Genomic DNA, 13,735 nt, shown 5'->3' on the forward strand with positions numbered 1-13,735 from the left:
TGAAAAATAATAATAAAAAACAATCGATTACAGCAATTTTTCAGGTCGTCTAAACGGAGGATGGTGCGCCGCTAGGCCATGTGTGAGAATTTTTCACCATGCTAAGTCCATTGCGATCCGTATCTAATCAGGAGAATACCCATGAGTCAGCCAGCGTCAGCGCCGCGTCAGCCGCATATTATTGAAGCGGCGGAATTACCTGATCGCTATGCGCGCGGTTGGTATTGTCTGGGGCTGGCAAGCGAATATACCAGTGCGCCGGTTAAGCTTAATTACTTTGGCACGCGCCTAGTCGCTTATCGTGGCGAAGACGGTGAAATTCATGTGCTCGATGGTTACTGCCCACATATGGGTGCGGACTTAAGCGAAGGCTGTGTCGAAGGAAATTCGATCCGCTGTCCGTTCCACGCTTGGCGCTGGGGAGCCGATGGTGTGTGTGACGATATTCCTTATGCTAAGCGTATACCGGCTAAGGCGGTGATTCGCTCATACCCTACGTTGGAAGAGAATCATTTGTTGTTCATGTGGTTTGATCCAGAAGGCAATCCGCCAATAGACGAGCAGCGGCCACCGCGCATCGACGATGTATTTAGCGACGACTGGACTATTTGGCAAATGGACCTGATGAGCATAAATACCAATGCGCGTGAGCTTATCGATAATATGGCTGATGTTGCCCATTTTGGCCCTATTCATGGCGCGCCGATTAAAGAATTTAAAAATATTGTGCACAAGCACACCTACCGCCAGGAGTTAACGGGTGGTTCGGAATTGCTGGCAGAAGATGGCGAGCTAAAATCGGAAGCTACCTATTACGGTCCGGCGTACATGAACACCTTTATGACCGGTCAGGTTGAGGGTATGGAGGTCGCTTCGCGCTTGCTAGTGACCCACGTGCCGATCGATGTTAATAGCTTTGATTTGCGCTTCGGCGTCGCTGTTCGGAAAATTCCGGGTATGACTGAGGAGCAGAATAACGAAATGGCGCGGCAGTATACTGAGCAGAATCGCGCGGCATTTTTTCAAGACGTGCATATTTGGCATACTAAGACGCGGGTCGATAATCCCGTGCTATGTGATGGCGATGGCCCGATAAACCGATTGCGCCAATGGTACCAACAGTTTTACGTCAATGCTGCGGACGTGCCAGCAGTCTATGCTGAACGCCGTGAATATGTGGTGGATTACGCGCTACGCAATACCTGAGTGAGCGCAGTTGCCCCGCTAATGATAATAAAGGAATAAAAAATGGATGTTCGCAGTTTGGGTTATGTCGTCATTGAGTCAACAAACCCCGCAGAGTGGGCTGATTACGGCACAAATATACTGGGTTTGATGCTTGTGCCCGCGGCGTCAAATAACGGTGATGTGTATTTAAAGATGGATCAACGGCCTTACCGCTTTGCGATCGTGAAAGGCGAGCAAAATCGTCTGAGTTGCTGCGGTTGGGAGTTGGCTGATGAGGCGGGTTTTAACCAAGCGAAAGAAGAATTACGGGCGGCCGGGGTCGAGTTTACCGAAGCATCTGCAGAGCACGCTAAGTCACGTCGCGTGCGCGGTTTAATTCAGCTGCAAGACCCCTCCGGCAATGGGCTTGAATTGTACTGGGGCGGTGAGTTGGACTACGGCAAGTTTATATCGCCACTGGGTATTTCTAGTTTCGAAACGGGCTTTAATGGCGATATGGGCTTTGGTCACGCGGTTTTGCCTGCGTCTAAACTTGCGGAAACCCATGCTTTTTACAAAGATGTGTTGGGCTTTGGCGATAGTGATTATATGCATTTCCATTTTTCTCCAGACCCAGATGACCCAGGTCAGGGTTTGAATTTCATGCATGTAAATAATCCCCGGCATCACAGTTTGGCCCTGTATGAAGACGCGGCGAACCCCGTTGGTTGTGTGCATTTAATGTTGGAAGTAACTGATGTTGATGAAGTGGGCTATTGTTTAGATCGCGTCCAAGCGGCAGAAATTCCAATTGTGTCCACCTTAGGTCGGCATACCAATGACAATATGCTGTCGTTTTACATGGCGACCCCAACAGGGTTTGCTATGGAATTTGGCACCGATGGTTTGCAAATGAATTGGGAGGGTTTTACGCCCACCGTCACGAGCTTACCCAGTTTGTGGGGCCACAAATTCGCCATGCCAGATGCTTGAGCTTTAGGCTTAATGCACAATAAATGCGGCGCTAATTGGCGTGCGATAATGATAATGACAGGAGAGTAAAGATGAGCGTAGCGCAAGCCAAAAATGAGGCCAAGGTTGCATCCGTTACTGAAATGATGGCGGCGATTACCGCCATGCAGCCACGTCTGCGAGAGCGTGCGGCAGAGACTAAGTCTCAGCGCAAGGTGCCGCAAGCATCGATTGACGAATTACAGGATATTGGCTTTTTCTTGGCTTTACAGCCAAAGCGTTACGGTGGCTTGGAGTTAAATCCTCAAGATTTTTTCCGTATGCAAATTGCCTTGGCTGAAGGGTGCATGTCCACCGCATGGGCAAGTGGCATTATTGCAGTGCATGCGTTTCAAATAGCGGTGATGGACGACCGAGCCCAGCAAGCAATTTGGGGCGACAATATTCACACGCGAGTTTCATCGTCGTATGCGCCAATGGGTAAAGTCACTGTTGTAGACGGTGGCTTTAAACTCAGTGGCCGCTGGGGTTGGTCTAGTGGTAGCGATCATTGTACGTGGGCTTTGCTCGGCGCAATTATTCCTGGTGACGGTTACCGCACCTTCCTTGTTCCCAAGGGTGATTACCAAATTATTGATACATGGCAGTCGATGGGATTGGAGGGCACCGGTAGTAATGATATTGAGGTTAAGGATGCTTTTGTTCCTGACTATATGACCCACAAACAAACTGACGGCTTTGCATGTACAAACCCCGGCCAGGCAGTTAATACCGCGCCGCTGTATCAGCTTCCTTGGGCACAAACTTTTATCCGCGTGGTGTGTACTCCGGCAATTGGTGCCTGTAAAGCGGCCGTTGATCTGTATAAACACGCTGTACTGAATAAGGCCAGTGGCGACCCGACTAAGCTCGCCGGAGATACCCAAGTGCAGGAGCGCATAGCGGCGGCAGTGAATGGTATCGACGAGATGGAGGCGCTGCTGTTCCGTAATTTCGATGCAATGATGGCCTTGGTAGAGGCAGGGCAGCCAGTCCCTGTTGAAGATCGCGTGCGCTATCGTTATCACGCATCCTTGGTCATTAGTAAAAGTATTGCCATTGTTGATTCCTTGTTTGAAGTGGCCGGTGGCCAATCGGTTTTTCTGGGCAGCGAAATTCAGCAGCGTTTCTTGGATATACACACTGCGAGAGCGCATGTTGCGAATAACCCAACCAGTTTTGCGCGCAATTTAGGCGGCGTTGGCCTGGGCATGGATAATGGTGATTTCTTCGTTTGACCCAGTGCTGATTTATTTCGGAAACCCGGCATTGCCGGGTTTTTTTATACCTGCATAGTGGCAGTGAAGTCGGTGAGCATAAACTCAGCGGCGATGTGTCGCCGTTCCGTGATCAGGCGTGTAAGATAGGGCCACAACTCACTATTTATTTAAAGGATAGCGGTATTCATGCGTCGTACTAAAATTGTGGCCACGGTTGGACCCGCCTGTCATTCTCGCGAAGTACTCGCCGAAATGATTGGCGCCGGGGTAAATGTATTTCGATTGAATTTTTCTCATGGTACAGGCGACGAGCATCGTGCCCGAGCGACGATTATTCGGGAGCTGGCTGCCGAGGCAAATTGTTTCGTAGGGATACTGGGTGATTTACAGGGGCCCAAGATCCGCCTGCGCAAATTAGCAGTCGATCCAGTTGAGCTTAAAAAAGGTAGCGAAGTGATTCTGGATACCGAGCTGGCCGATGGCGAGGGTAGTGAATATCACCTTGGCGTAGATTACGAGCCACTCGCACGCTCGGTAAGTGCAGGTGATACCTTGTTACTAGATGATGGACGATTGCGCTTGAAGGTGGGTCGTGTGGTTGGCGAGAAAGTATATTGCCATTCTGAGAGCGTGGGTAAGTTGCATTCTCGGAAAGGTATTAATCGCCTTGGCGGTGGTTTGTCTGCGCCGGCGCTAACCGAGAAAGACATGGACGATATTAAGCTTGCGGCTGATATCGGTCTGGATTTTATTGCGGTGTCCTTTCCTAGCAGTGCAGAAGATATTATTGACGCGCGTAAAAAGCTGGAGGCAGCGGGCTGTTTTGCCCACATTATCGGTAAAATTGAGCGTGCTGAAGCGGTGGCGAACGATGAGCACTTGGACAATCTGATTCGCGCTTGCGATGGTGTGATGGTCGCAAGGGGCGATTTAGGTGTTGAGATTGGCGACGCCAGTTTGATCGGCTTGCAAAAGCACATTATTAAACGTGCGCGTGTATTGAACCGGCCAGTTATTACCGCTACCCAGATGATGGAATCGATGATCAGCTGTCCCGTACCGACTCGTGCCGAGGTATTTGACGTTGCCAATGCGGTATTGGACGGCACTGATGCGGTGATGTTGTCGGCCGAGACTGCGTCGGGTATGTATCCAGTAGAAACAGTGTTGGCAATGGCGCGCAATTGCGAGGGGGCGGAGTTATACCCTTCAGCGCGAAAATCCAGTTACCGGATTGAGCGCACCTTTGAGTCAGTGGAAGAAACCCTCGCCATGAGTGCTGTCTATGCGGCGAATCACCAGCTGGGGGTAAAAGCGATTGTTTCGATGACGGAGACCGGGCGCACCGTGCTACTGATGTCGCGATTAACCTCGGGTATTCCCATTTTTGCCTTCAGTCGAAATCCGGAGACATGTAATCGGGTTAGCTTGTATCGCGGTGTTTACGCGGTTCCCAGCCCGGCGGAGGGTATTGAAATTAGTAGCTGTGTCGAGAAAATTCAGGCTCAAGGCTATGTGGATTCCGGTGATCTTATTCTGGGTACAACCGGTGATACCGTTGGGGTAGACGGACATACCAATACCTTAAAGATCGTTAGAGTAGCCTAAGACCTTAAGAGGGCGTCGCTTCGGCGCCTTTTTCTTTACCCAATTTACTAGTGTGTCACCGCGAGTGCCATGGGAACTTCTTTTCCCCATGCGCAGTGTTCAAGGCGGTTTTGTGCGGCAGAGTCGCGCAGGGTTTCTAATAGTCGCACGCTTAATGCGGTCCATGCCGCCGCAATATCGCCAGTGAACTCATCACCCAAGGCGGCTTCCAGTGTATCCAGTAGTGCTCTGCTAATGTCAGTATAATGCTGCTGGTTAAGGCCTTGCTTTGTATAGCGACGGCCTAGGCTACTAATCACTACGTCTAAGCCGTCAAGGTTGTGAAGTGAGCGAACTGCGGTGCCGAGTAGGGCCAGAAGTTTCCGGCCTTTGTGATCAGCTGAGCAATTAAGCTGTGAAGTAAGTTCCGGTGATCGCTGCGTTAACCGTAGGTAGAAAATCTGTGAAAATGGCCTGCTGATGGCGGCAGCGGTCTGAAAACTTGTCTGAATGCAGCTAATTTGTTGTGGTGTCATGGTCAGCGCCTCGCGGTCGCGTGTCGATGCCAAAAATGTCTTTGCACGAGAGAAATATCGGTCGGTATTTCATCGTAGGTTTTAATCTAGAGTATTTGGTGCGGGAAGATTATTAGAGCTAACCGAGGGTGGTATAGCTAGTTACCGCAATTCGTGCAAGCAGTTGAATTTGTGGCGAAGCGCCCACTGTCGATTCAGCGACTCAGGCGCATAATGCGTTCTATTCGGTATTTGCTGCGGATAAATAGGCGGGTTTTTCGCCGCCGCCGTGCAGTGTTAGGGTCGAGCCGCTGATATAGCTGGCGGCGTCGCTGGCCAGAAATACGCAGGCATCGCCAATGTCTTCGGGTAGTGCCAATCGGCCAAGCGGGATAGTGTCTGCTACAGCCCGGATACCGGCTTCATCGCCGTAGTGTAAGTGGGCTTGCTCGGTGCGAATTAGACCCGCAATGATGGCATTGGTTCTGACCTTGGGCGCCCATTCTACTGCTAGAGAGGAAGTGAGATTGACGAGGCCTGCTTTGGCGGCGCCGTAGGCCGCCGTGCCCGGTGAAGGGCGAACTGCACTGACTGAGGCGATATTAACGATGGCGCCGCCACTGGCTTGTTTTTGCATCACTGTGTTGCAAGCCTGCGAAAAATTGAGTGGCGCGAGTAAGTTTAGGCGAATAATAGACTCCGAAAAACGCGGCGATACAGTTGCTGCGTCAGCCGCAGGTGCGCCGCCTGCATTATTGACCAAGACATCGATGCGCCCGTAGGTTGTTGCCACATGGTCGACAAATGCAAAGATAGCATCGGCATCACGCACGTCTACGCTGTGAAAAATGGCTTGATTTTCGCCTGCGTGGGGCAGTTGTTCGGGCTGGTTACGTCCACAAATGACAACCGTCGCGCCGCGACTTAAAAAGCGCTCACTTATACCGCGGCCAACGCCTTTGCCACCACCAGTTACGATGACAATCTTCGCGTTGTAGTCGAGTGATGTTTGCATTCAAACTCCAATAAATACATTGTTTAATTATTAGCAAGGGGAGCATTGTAGCGTGCCTGGCTGTATATTTTTATACACTAAACTGACTAGTTGGCGGCCAACTGCAGTGGCTGGGCAGTGACCGTTTTTGTCAGAATATAGGCTGTTTTGACAATGTTCGCACCTAAACAGGCGATATACACTGCAGTGCGCAACGGCGTGACGTAGAATTAAATTTTGCCATTAACGCATTGTAAGAAAGTGATAGCGCTTTCGGTATTGTTGTCCTGACTTATATGCTGTTAGTTTAAGCCTGTGTTGCAGTGACATAGCCACTCGGTAATACATTTCAGTCGCGAATAAAACAGATAAAGGTATCGATAATGAGTGAGAGCAAACCAGTCGTCGCAATTTTAGGTGGAACCGGTGGTTTAGGAACAGGTTTGGCGCGGCGATGGGCCGAGGCGGGCTACCAGATTATTATTGGCTCTCGGAGTCAGGATAAGGCAGAGGAAGCGGCGGCAGACTTGCGGGCGCTTATGCAAGCGCGCGGTGCGGGTGTTGTCCAAGTTTTGGCTATGGATAATATTGCTGCGGCTCAAACTGCCGATATCGCCGCGCTTACCGTTCCTTTTGCTCACCATGCGAGTACTTTGTTGAGTGTTAAAGACGCTCTGCAAGGCAAAATTCTCATTGATGTGACCGTGCCACTAGTGCCGCCAAAGGTTGCTCGGGTGCAATTGCCGGAAGAGGGTTCTGCGGGTCAGATAGCGCAAAATATACTCGGCGAGGGCGTTAACGTCGTATCGGCATTTCAAAATGTCGCCGCGGTGCATTTGCAAGACGGCCAGGGTATGGAGTGCGATGTATTGGTCTGTGGCGACAATAAAGAGGCGCGCGGTAAGGTTATTGAATTGGTTGAAGCGGCTGGGTTGCGTGGTTTTCACGCCGGTAGCATCGCCAATGCCGCAGCGGTTGAAGCGATGACTTCGCTGCTGATTTTCATTAATAAGCAGTACAAATGCCATGCAGGAATTAAGTTAACAGGCTTGGATCACTAATAGTAATGCTGCCTGAAACCTTAATATTACAAGCAGTGCCGGGCATTCCCATGGTCGAGCCCGGCGATGATCTCTGCGCCTTACTAACGAACGCCTTAGCCCAAGCTGAGCTCAGCCTGCAAGATGGTGATGTATTAGTCTTGGCCCAAAAAATAGTGTCTAAGGCTGAGGGTCGCTATGCTTATTTAAATGAGGTAGAGCCGGGGCCAGAGGCAATTGAGCTAGCACGTAACTGCGACAAAGACCCCCGCCATATGGAAGTTTTGTTAGGTGAGTCGCACTCGGTTTTGCGTCAACGACCGGGAGTGGTGATTGTTGAGCATAAGCTCGGCTATGTTCACGCTAACGCGGGGATTGATCGCTCGAATATCGCCAGTGCAGACGATAATCCACGCTTGCTTTTATTGCCAGAAGACCCAGATGCCAGCGCTCAAAATTTGCGTGAAGCACTGCAGAAGAAGACTGGCGCTCGGCTCAACATTATTATCAACGACAGTGCTGGCCGCGCTTGGCGCAATGGCACCCTCGGTTTTGCTATTGGCACAGCGGGTTTCGAAGCGGTGGAGAATCGCATTGGCGAACAAGATCTATTTGGTCGAGCGCTTGAAGTAACGGAAGTCGCAGTTGCCGATGAGCTCGCCGCCGCGGCATCGTTTTTAATGGGGCAGGGCAACGAAGCAATTCCACTGGTATTGATCCGTGGCGCAAAATTGCGTCCATCTGATGCGGGCTCGGCCGCATTAATTCGTGATCGTGAAAAGGATATGTTCCGCTAATGAGCGATGTCGTGGAGCCTAATAAAAATACTGGTGGGCGGGTTTTGGCTTTAACTGGCGGTGTTGGAGGGGCTAAGTTGGCGCGGGGCTTGGCGGGTGTACTGTCGGGTAGTCAACTTACTATTGCAGCAAATACCGCGGATGATTTCGATTATTGGGGGCTGCGCATTTGCCCAGATTTAGACTCCGTGATGTATGCCTTGGCTGATCTCAATGATGATGTGCGGGGCTGGGGTTTAAAAGATGAAAGCTGGCGGGCTGGAATTGCTATGCGCCGCCTTGGTGGCGATGAATGGTTTCAAATAGGTGATCAGGACGTAGCGACGCATATATTTCGAAGCCAAATGCTTGCTCGTGGCGCGAGTTTGCTCGACGTGACTGAAAAGTTGTGCGCTGGTTTAGGTATTGCGCCGAGCTTGGTACCAATGAGCGAAGATAAAGTCGCCACCAAGGTCAATACCGATCTAGGCTGGCTCGACTTTCAAGAGTATTTTGTTCGCGACCAATGCGAGCCGGAAGTGCGTGGTTTGGCCTTTGAGGGAATAGAATCGGCTGACTTGCATCCAGCGATTGTCGAAATATTAGAGGCTGACGATCTCGACGCCATTATTATTTGTCCGTCTAATCCCTTTGTTAGTGTTGACCCGATTTTGTCGCTGCAGGGTTGTCGTGCGCTGCTTGAAGCGGCCACGGCACCAATCATTGCTGTTTCACCGATTATTGCTGGCCGCGCGGTCAAGGGGCCGGCCGCTAAAATGATGCGCGAATTAGCGATGCCGGCGTCGGCATTGGCGGTTGCCAGCTACTACGGTGATTTATTGGACGGTTATGTTTTGGACGAATTAGACGCAGACTATGCTAGCGATGTGGCGGCATTGGGTATTGAGGTTTGTATCGCACCAACGATGATGACCGACGTAGATAGTAAAGTACGATTGGCCGAGATCGTGCTGGATTTTGCCGCCGGAATCACGACTCGACAATAACAAAATCATAACTGAAGTGAAAAATAGTATGTGGGCACTCTTGCCGTTAAAGGACTTTGTTCAGGCCAAGCAGCGACTGTCGGGTAGCCTAACCGTATCTGAACGGCGGGGCTTATTTCACGCGATGGTTGAAGACGTATTAACTGTTATGGCTGTTCATCCTGGTTTTACGCGTATTGTGCTGGTCTCTGACGATCCAGCCGCGCAATTATTGGCCGAGCATTATCGAGTAGAGTGCTGGTCAGAGCGCAGTTTTGCGGTTAAAGGTTTAAATGCTGTGGTTACCGCGGCACTGGCGAAAATACAGTCTATTGCTGGCGCCACGCAAAATACGGCGATGGTTGTGCACGGCGATCTCCCGCTGCTCTGTGCACAGGAACTTGATTCTGTGATTGCCCAGCATCGCGCGCTGCTTAGCGCGGGAAATTCTGGCGTGAGCATTGTGACTGATCGTCATGAGCGCGGCAGTAATATCTTGGTTTGCGATCCCGCGCGACCGCTGAATCTGGCCTACGGCCCAGATAGCTGCACGCTGCATTCTGAAGAGGCGCGGCGTATTGGTATTCCCTCGCAAGTATTGCACCTTCCCGGTATTGCTCAAGATATTGATACGCGAACAGACCTGCTGCGTTTATTAGCTCTACCGGCTTCGGCTGCGGCGGCGAATACGCTTACCTTTTTGAGGGAAACCGGTATTGCTGCACGCCTTCAAACCATGGGAGTCGAAGCCAACGCTGAGGCTTTGATTGCCCATACTGAATCGGCAATGTCCGAGTGGAATACCCTATGATGAAAACAGCGGCGCGCTTGTTAACAGCGGTTGATACGACCGGTTTAAATGAGGCTGATGCACTGGCACTAGCCGATATCGACGATAGTCCGGCGCTGATGGACGCGGCGGCGCGGCTGCGTGATCTCGGTTTTCATAATGGCGTTAGTTATTCTCGTAAGGTCTTTATTCCATTAACGTATTTGTGTCGAGATGTTTGCCACTACTGTACCTTTGCGAAAACGCCGAAGAAAATTGAACAAGCTTTCTTGCCGGTGGATCAGGTGCTGGCGCAGGTTAAAGTTGCAGAAAGCATGGGTTGTAAAGAGGCTTTGTTTACCTTGGGCGAAAAGCCTGAACTGCGCTATCGCGCGGCGCGTGATGCGCTGGCCGCGATGGGGTTTGCGACGACGCTAGAATACCTCGCCCACGTTGCCGGCCGTGTGCTTGCCGAAACCAATGTGCTACCGCACATTAATGCCGGTTGTATGACTGATGACGAAATAGCCATGTTACGCCCGGTGTCGGCCTCCATGGGTATTATGCTGGAGTCTGCATCTACTCGGTTGTGTGAAAAAGGCATGCCGCACTACGGTTCGCCAGATAAAGATCCCGCACTGCGTTTGGCGACAATTGAGCGGGCTGGGCACGCGTCGGTGCCATTTACCTCGGGTATTCTTATCGGGATTGGGGAGACACGTTTAGAACGCATTGAATCACTGTTGGCGTTGCGCGCTCTGCATCTGCGCTACGGGCATTTGCAGGAAGTTATCGTTCAGAACTTTCGTGCTAAACCCAATACCAAAATGGCGACTGCCCCAGAACCTGATTTGAATGAGTTGCTGTGGACTATTGCTGTAGCCCGATTAATATTTGGCGCCCAGATGAGTATTCAGGCGCCGCCTAATCTCAGCCCAGGGGTGTTGCCGCAATTGGTGGCTGCTGGCTTAAACGATTGGGGTGGGGTATCGCCCTTGACACCAGACTTTGTAAACCCAGAGGCGCCGTGGCCGCACTTAGAAACCTTGGCGCGAGAAACGGCGGCGGCAGGTAAGCACCTGCACGAGCGTTTGACCATATACCCGCGCTACGTGTTGGATTATCCACGCTGGCTCGATGCCGCGCTGCACACAAAAGTTTTGCACTATAGCGACGGCCAAGGTTTGCCCAAGGAAGATAATTGGGTGGCCGGTCAGGATTTTGATGCGCCGACCGCTGAGCTGGATTTATTGAATGGTGGCACCAGCAGTGCGCCGATATCAGCGGATATCCAGCAGATAATTACGCGGGCGATGCGCGCGGAGAGCTTGGCCGAAGGCGAAATTTCTCGCCTTTTTTCGGCGAGGGGTAGTGACTTTGCCGCGGTGTGCCGCGCCGCCAATACTCTACGTGAGCAGCGCTGTGGTGACCGCGTTAGCTATGTCGTTACGCGCAATATTAATTACACCAATGTCTGTTATTTTAAGTGCCAGTTCTGCGCATTCTCTAAAGGCAAGCTAAGTGAAAATTTGCGTGGCCGCCCATATGATTTGTCGGGAGAGGAAATCGCCCGACGCGCCACCGAAGCATGGGAACGCGGTGCCTCAGAGGTGTGTATGCAGGGCGGTATTCATCCTGAATACACCGGCCAAACTTATTTAGATATTGTTGCCACCTTGCGCGGAGCAACGCCCGATATGCATATCCACGCCTTCTCGCCACTAGAAGTTTGGCAGGGCGCGGAAACTTTGGGATTGGATCTAGAAACCTATCTTGGCCAGCTTAAAGCAGCGGGCTTGCATACCTTGCCGGGCACAGCCGCTGAAGTTTTGGATGATGAAGTTAGGGCGGTGTTGTGCCCCGATAAAATTAATACCGAGCAGTGGCTTGCAGTAATGGCCGCGGCCCATAAAGTTGGCCTGCGCTCCACCGCGACAATCATGTACGGTCATGTTGATAATTATCAATCGTGGGCCAGACACTTAATGCGAGTTCGCGGCCTGCAGGCTGCGAGTCTACAAAGTGGAAGCGGCGGTTTCACTGAGTTCGTGCCGCTGCCTTTTGTGCCGCCAGAAGCGCCGATTTATCTTAAAGGTCGTGCGCGACGTGGTCCTAGTTTCCGTGAGGCTATATTAATGCACGCGGTAGCACGCCTCGTTTTAAATGGTTTAATTGACAATATTCAGGCGTCTTGGGTCAAAATGGGTGAGCAAGGAGTAGAAGCATTGCTCAATGCTGGGGTGAATGACCTCGGCGGCACGCTGATGAATGAAACCATCACGAGGGCTGCCGGTGCGGTGCACGGTCAGGAGGCAGCGCCGGAACTGATGGAAGCACGTATTCGTCGTGCTGGTCGCCAGGCTTTTCAACGGAATACCTTGTATGGCCCGGCTGACCCGCTGCAAAATCAGCGTTCGCGAAGCGCGGCGCCACTTGTTGACGTGATCAATACCCCAGCACATAAATATGAGCGCAGTAAGCAAATTAACGTGGATGACGTGATAGTGGCAAACTGAGCTTTTATACCAAGCTGAATAGTTCAGCGACATAAGCGACACAAGGATAATAAAAATAATGGGTATCTATGCACTAACTGGTGGCGCCACAGGTATTGGCGCCGCGATCAAAACACAATTGCGGGCATTGGGACACGAGGTCATTGTGGTTGATCTGCGTGAAGGCGATGTGTGCGCTGACCTCGCCGATGCGTCGGGTCGGCAAAAGGCGATTGATGGAATTCGCGCACTGGCCCCTGCCGGCTTGGATGGGTTTATTCCCTGTGCTGGCCTTGGTCCCTCGGTGCGACCACTGTCGCTGATTACGAGGGTAAACTACTTTGCGGCGGTGGCGGTGACGGAAGGTGTGCTTGATCTGCTGGTGCGGCGTAAAGGCAGTATTGTGATGATTTCATCAAACTCTGCGGCCATGACGGCCCACGACGAATATGTGGAACTTTTGTTGGCAGATGATGAGACTGCTGCATGCGAGCTCATTGAAACTAAAGACGCCCATACTGCCTATGCGGGCGCCAAACATGCGCTGAGCTGCTGGCTGCGTCGTAATGCCCCAGATTATGCGCGGCAGGGCGTGCGGATTAATGCAGTGGCACCAGGAATCGTCAATACGCCGCTGAGTGATAAGGTGCTTGCCGATAAAGACCTGGGCCAAGTAATGCGGGATTTTGGCGATAGCGTACCGCTAGGGGCCATCGGCCAGCCGGAGCAAATAGCGGAGGTAGTGTGTTTTTTGCTAAGTGAGAAAGCCAGCTTTATGGCAGGCTCACTGGTATTTGTCGACGGTGGTCACGACGCAATGTTACGTCCAGATCAATTTTGACGAGCTAACTCGCCTTCTATTTCCAGCCACTGGTCCATTTGTTGGCATCGCGCAATTCACGCCACTGCAGGGTGAAGCTGCGCTTGCTCATCACTGCCTCAATCACGCAGTGGTATAGGGTTTGGAATTCATCGAATTCGACCTCGGTGATAATAAAATGCTTTTCCTTATTTTGCGGACTGATTGCGGTCCATTTGCTGTTGAGTAGCTTTTTGGGGTTAACGGCATTCATCCTGTTGTCCTAGGTGAGCGAGGGATATTGCTGTTTACGTATAAATGTAGCGAATAGATTCGATGTCGCGTCTTGGAAGTTGGGTGTTCAGCCCTGATAATG

13 protein-coding genes are annotated in these 13,735 nt (G+C 51.5%); 10 read left to right on the forward strand and 3 right to left on the reverse strand.

The window, feature by feature from the left end:
• Positions 1-141: 141 nt before the first annotated feature.
• The 4 genes from ABD836_RS11015 (at position 142) to pyk (ending at position 5,006) form a co-directional block, all read left to right on the forward strand.
• Complete coding sequence (locus ABD836_RS11015; protein WP_344935735.1) at positions 142-1,206, forward strand: 3-ketosteroid-9-alpha-monooxygenase, oxygenase component; 1,065 nt, start codon at positions 142-144, stop codon at positions 1,204-1,206.
• Positions 1,207-1,248: 42 nt separating this feature from the next.
• The gene (locus tag ABD836_RS11020; RefSeq protein ID WP_344935736.1) at positions 1,249-2,160 is read left to right on the forward strand and encodes a VOC family protein; all 912 of its coding nucleotides are present in this window, start codon (positions 1,249-1,251) and stop codon (positions 2,158-2,160) included.
• A 71-nt stretch (positions 2,161-2,231) separates the two neighbouring features.
• Entirely contained in the window at positions 2,232-3,416 is a 1,185-nt protein-coding gene (locus tag ABD836_RS11025; protein WP_344935738.1) for an acyl-CoA dehydrogenase family protein, read from the forward strand.
• 168 nt (positions 3,417-3,584) lie between these two features.
• Entirely contained in the window at positions 3,585-5,006 is a 1,422-nt protein-coding gene (pyk, locus tag ABD836_RS11030) for a pyruvate kinase (protein ID WP_344935739.1), read from the forward strand.
• A gap of 47 nt (positions 5,007-5,053) precedes the next feature.
• Here pyk and ABD836_RS11035 read toward each other — a convergent pair whose 3' ends face one another.
• Both ABD836_RS11035 and ABD836_RS11040 read right to left on the reverse strand, forming a co-directional pair.
• A complete protein-coding gene (locus ABD836_RS11035; RefSeq protein WP_344935742.1) occupies positions 5,054-5,521 on the reverse strand; it encodes a globin domain-containing protein in 468 nt (155 codons plus the stop codon).
• Between the two features lie 220 nt (positions 5,522-5,741).
• Positions 5,742-6,515, reverse strand: a complete 774-nt coding sequence (locus tag ABD836_RS11040) for an SDR family oxidoreductase (protein ID WP_344935743.1) — start codon at positions 6,513-6,515, stop codon at positions 5,742-5,744.
• A gap of 362 nt (positions 6,516-6,877) precedes the next feature.
• On the opposite strand from ABD836_RS11040, the gene npdG reads away from it, so the two are divergent.
• Genes npdG through ABD836_RS11070 form a run of 6 tightly spaced genes read left to right on the forward strand, consistent with a single transcriptional unit; the run spans position 6,878 to position 13,401 of the window.
• On the forward strand, positions 6,878-7,555 hold the full coding sequence (gene npdG, locus ABD836_RS11045) for an NADPH-dependent F420 reductase (RefSeq protein ID WP_344935745.1): 678 nt from the start codon (positions 6,878-6,880) through the stop codon (positions 7,553-7,555).
• A 5-nt stretch (positions 7,556-7,560) separates the two neighbouring features.
• Positions 7,561-8,331, forward strand: a complete 771-nt coding sequence (gene cofE, locus ABD836_RS11050; RefSeq protein WP_344935747.1) for a coenzyme F420-0:L-glutamate ligase — start codon at positions 7,561-7,563, stop codon at positions 8,329-8,331.
• Positions 8,331-9,317 (forward strand): 2-phospho-L-lactate transferase, encoded by a 987-nt coding sequence (gene cofD, locus ABD836_RS11055; RefSeq protein WP_344935749.1) that lies wholly within the window; start codon positions 8,331-8,333, stop codon positions 9,315-9,317. Before cofE ends, cofD begins: the two co-directional genes overlap by 1 nt.
• A 28-nt stretch (positions 9,318-9,345) precedes the next feature.
• Entirely contained in the window at positions 9,346-10,107 is a 762-nt protein-coding gene (cofC, locus tag ABD836_RS11060; protein ID WP_344935752.1) for a 2-phospho-L-lactate guanylyltransferase, read from the forward strand.
• Positions 10,104-12,581 (forward strand): 5-amino-6-(D-ribitylamino)uracil--L-tyrosine 4-hydroxyphenyl transferase CofH, encoded by a 2,478-nt coding sequence (gene cofH / locus ABD836_RS11065; RefSeq protein WP_344935754.1) that lies wholly within the window; start codon positions 10,104-10,106, stop codon positions 12,579-12,581. The genes cofC and cofH overlap by 4 nt, the downstream gene beginning before the upstream one ends.
• Before the next feature lie 58 nt (positions 12,582-12,639).
• Positions 12,640-13,401 (forward strand): SDR family oxidoreductase, encoded by a 762-nt coding sequence (locus ABD836_RS11070; protein WP_344935757.1) that lies wholly within the window; start codon positions 12,640-12,642, stop codon positions 13,399-13,401.
• Between the two features lie 16 nt (positions 13,402-13,417).
• Here the strand turns inward: ABD836_RS11070 and ABD836_RS11075 are convergent, their stop codons facing one another.
• Positions 13,418-13,633, reverse strand: coding sequence for a TIGR02450 family Trp-rich protein (locus ABD836_RS11075; RefSeq protein WP_344935759.1), 216 nt, complete (start codon positions 13,631-13,633; stop codon positions 13,418-13,420).
• Positions 13,634-13,735 lie beyond the last annotated feature (102 nt).

The organism is Zhongshania borealis, from assembly GCF_039539625.1.
Lineage (GTDB): Bacteria > Pseudomonadota > Gammaproteobacteria > Pseudomonadales > Spongiibacteraceae > Spongiibacter > Spongiibacter borealis.